This window comes from Pseudomonas mandelii, from assembly GCF_002251635.1.
Classification (GTDB): domain Bacteria; phylum Pseudomonadota; class Gammaproteobacteria; order Pseudomonadales; family Pseudomonadaceae; genus Aquipseudomonas; species Aquipseudomonas mandelii_B.
Window position 1 is genome coordinate 1 of the sequence record NZ_NMOJ01000066.1, and the last position, 3425, is coordinate 3425.

Annotated in this window: 4 protein-coding genes; 1 reads left to right on the forward strand and 3 read right to left on the reverse strand. The window is 60.0% G+C overall.

All coding sequences use genetic code 11. The features are described from left to right. Both B7L09_RS09535 and B7L09_RS09540 read right to left on the reverse strand, forming a co-directional pair. Nucleotides 1–411 (reverse strand): 5-oxoprolinase subunit PxpA (locus B7L09_RS09535; RefSeq protein WP_141213446.1); only part of this gene is annotated, 411 nt, incomplete at its 3' end. 62 nt (nucleotides 412–473) lie between these two features. Then, on the reverse strand, nucleotides 474–1760 hold the full coding sequence (locus B7L09_RS09540; RefSeq protein WP_094468621.1) for an MFS transporter: 1287 nt from the start codon (nucleotides 1758–1760) through the stop codon (nucleotides 474–476). A 161-nt stretch (nucleotides 1761–1921) separates the two neighbouring features. On the opposite strand from B7L09_RS09540, the gene B7L09_RS09545 reads away from it, so the two are divergent. Then, nucleotides 1922–2836: a LysR family transcriptional regulator gene (locus B7L09_RS09545; protein ID WP_094468622.1), complete on the forward strand. Its 915-nt coding sequence runs from the start codon at nucleotides 1922–1924 to the stop codon at nucleotides 2834–2836. 46 nt (nucleotides 2837–2882) lie between these two features. On the opposite strand, the gene B7L09_RS09550 is transcribed toward B7L09_RS09545, so the two are convergent. Beyond that, nucleotides 2883–3425, reverse strand: coding sequence for a DUF2937 family protein (locus tag B7L09_RS09550; protein WP_094468623.1), 543 nt, complete (start codon nucleotides 3423–3425; stop codon nucleotides 2883–2885).

The following is a 3425-nucleotide window of genomic DNA, read 5'->3' on the forward strand; positions in this document are numbered from 1 at the left end:
GNCATAGGCAGCCACGGCCTGGATCACCGCACGCAATTGCGCCGGGTTGGCCATCATGTCGTTGTACATCGCACCATGGGGTTTGACGTAGCTGACCCGCCCGCCTTGCGCCCGGCAGATGCCGTCGAGGGCACCAATCTGGTAGTGCAACAGGTCCTGGAGCTCCTGGGTGGCGTAGGCCATGGAACGGCGGCCGAAACCCACCAGATCCTGATAGGCCGGATGGGCGCCGATCTGCACGCCATTGCTCAGGGCCAGGCTGACGGTCTTGCGCATGATGCTCGGGTCACCGGCATGGAAGCCGCAGGCCACGTTGGCACAATCAATGAACGGCATGACCTCGGCGTCCAGACCCATGGTCCAGTTGCCAAAGCTTTCGCCGATGTCGCAATTCAATAGCAGGCGGCTCACGGTGAACACTCCTGTAGGCATTTTCTTTTTTTGCTGTCGGGCAGATGCCCGCAGATTATCAGCTACTCGGCTTCAAGTTGTTTGCCACGGGTTTCCGGCAAGCTCAACGCCGCAAGGATCACCACACCGTAGGACACCGCCGCAAACGCCCCGATGCCTACGCTCAATGGCACCTTCTGGCTCATCAAACCGATCAGCAACGGGAACAACGCGGCCAAAGCCCTACCGATGTTGTAGCAAAAGCCCTGCCCCGAACCGCGAATCCGTGTCGGAAACAACTCGGTCAAAAACGCGCCCATGCCACTGAAAATCCCCGAGGCGAAGAAGCCCAGCGGGAAGCCCAGCCACAGCATCACGCCGTTACTGACCGGCAATTGGGTATAGAGCAGCACGATGGTGAACGAGCCTACCGCGAACAGGATGAAGTTCTTTTTGCGGCCAAGGATGTCCGTCAAATACGCGCTGATGACGTAGCCGACGTAGGATCCGACGATCACCATCGCCAGATACCCGCCCGTGCCGAGTACGCTCAAACCGCGCTCGTTCTTCAGAAACGTCGGCAGCCAGGACGTGATCGCGTAGTAACCGCCCAGTGCGCCCGTGGTCAGCACCGAAGCGCGAATCGTGGTAAACAGGATGCCGGGGGCGAAGATCTCGTAGAACTTCGCGGCGTTGCCCGGCTCCTGCTTGGCCTTGGCTTCACGGTAGATTTCCGGGTCCTTGACCAGTCGACGGACGAAAATCACGAAAATCGCTGGCACGATTCCGAGGATGAACAGAGCACGCCAGGCATCTTCCGGCGGCAAGACCGAGAACAGCAGCGCATAGAGAATCGCCGTCAGCCCCCAACCCAGGGCCCAGCCCGATTGCACCATGCCCACTGCCTTGCCGCGGTCCTTGGCGCGAATCACCTCGCCCATCAGCACTGCGCCGGCGGTCCACTCACCGCCAAAACCGAAGCCCATCAGGGTGCGGCTGATCAACAGTTGCTCGTAGTTTTGCGCGAAGCCGCAGAGGAAGGTGAAGAAGGCAAACCACAGCACCGTCAGTTGCAAGGTGCGCACACGCCCGATGCGGTCCGACAGAATCCCCGCCACCCAACCGCCGATGGCCGACGCAATGAGCGTGCTGGTATGAATCAGCCCGGCCTCGCCGGTGGTGATGCCCCACATGGCAATCAGGGTCGGCACCACGAAGCTGAGCATCTGGGTGTCCATGCCGTCCAGGCCATAGCCGATCTTGCAGCTCCAGAAGGTGCGGCGTTCCTGCTGATTGATGTTGCGGTACCAGTCGAAAGGTCCCGGGCGAGGCGTGGCTTTGGGGATGTCGAGCGTGTCGGGCGCACTCATGGCAAATCTCCGTGCAAATTTTATTGGTATTGTTCTGAGCCCCGACGACGCCTATCGTGGGAACCGGATGGCCTGATTTTTGGTTGTCCGGCCCTACTGCGTCCAACTAATAAAACCCCGCCCTAGACATAAGAAAACTTTATCCGCCACGAGCCGACCCCATGAACCTGAAGTTTCTCGAGACCTTTGTCTGGGTCGCCCGACTCAAGAGTTTTCGCCTGACAGCAGACAAGCTCTTCACCACCCAGGCGTCGATTTCCAGCCGCATCGCGGTGCTCGAAGGCGAGCTCGGGGTGAAGTTGTTTCTGCGCGATTCGCGAGGCGTGAGCCTGACCCCGGACGGCTTGAAGGTGCTCGATTACGCCGAGCAGATGATGGACACCATGCAAGCCCTCAAGCAGTCGATCGAGACGCGCTCAAGCAAGGTCGGGCGCGTGCGGATCGGCGTGATGGACACGGTGATTCACACATGGCTGAGCCCGCTGGTGGCACAGATGATGGATCACTATCCGCTGGTGGAAATCGAGTTGGTGGCCGATACCGCGCTTAACCTCAGCGATCAGCTGCAAAAAGGCTTCCTAGACCTGATCCTGCAAACCGACTTGCTGCGTCAGGAAAGCGTGCGCAGCCTTGAACTGGCGAGCCATCCGATGGGTTGGATTGTGGCCAGCAATTCGATCTACAACCGCGAGTACACGGGCATTGCCGATCTGGCGCGCGAGCGGATCATTACTTACTCGAAAAACTCACATCCGCATCAGGACATTCTGAGTCTGATGCAGGCGAACGGGGTGATGACGCCCCGGCTGAATTGCGTGAATTCGGTGTCGGCGATTACCCGGTTGCTGCGCGACGGATTCGGCATTGGTGCGTTGCCGCCGGTCCTGGTGGCCGAGGAGCTGGCGCGAGGGGAATTGACCCTGCTGGCCATCGATCAACAGCTGCCTAATTTGCAGGTCGTGGTGTCGTGGCGTGTTGGCGTGGAGTGGGTCGAGGAGATTGTGGCGTTGTGTCAGCAGGTGCTGGAGGGGTATGCGCGCAAGGTGGGCGAGGGCTACATCACTTTGAGTCGTTGAAAAGCAAAAGATCGCAGCCTCGTTTCACTCGNTTTTGATCTGGCTCTTACANCCCCCGCACNTCACGCTCTTCAATCGGCCGGCTCTGGCGCAGGCGTTTGCCGCCCAGCACCACCCAGTCGATCAAGCGGAACAGGCACTCGATGCCGAACGACAACAACATCGCCCCGCCCAGGCCCCAGCCCATGGCTTCCGGCGTCAGCAGGATCTGGTAGCTGTAGCCGTTCCAGGTTTCCAGGCGAATGGCCGGGTCNGCCGCCAGCGCCACCTGCAGGACGCGGATATACCACGGGCCCTGCATGGCCTGGAACTGTTTATCGAGCGCCAGCTGACGGGTGAGCAAGGTACTCAGGCTCTCGGCGTCGCTGCGGAAAATCGGGTCTTCGCTGGCGCGGTAATGGGCGACCAGCGCCTGCATATCGCCCTTGAAGAACTGGTTGGCGGTGCCCTGGAAACCGCTCAGGCTGGTCTGCGCCTCAATCAGATGCGCTTCGACCCGTTTGGCATAGTCGTTGATAAACCCCGGCACCTGCACGCCGACCAACAAGCCAATCGCAAACAGCACCAACCGCAGATAACTCAGCAACAT

Excerpts from the sequence above, each read along its gene's own strand:
- B7L09_RS09540 (WP_094468621.1), bottom strand. The coding sequence starts at position 1,760 with ATGAGTGCGCCCGACACGCTCGACATCCCCAAAGCCACGCCTCGCCCG.
- B7L09_RS09545 (WP_094468622.1), top strand. The coding sequence starts at position 1,922 with ATGAACCTGAAGTTTCTCGAGACCTTTGTCTGGGTCGCCCGACTCAAG.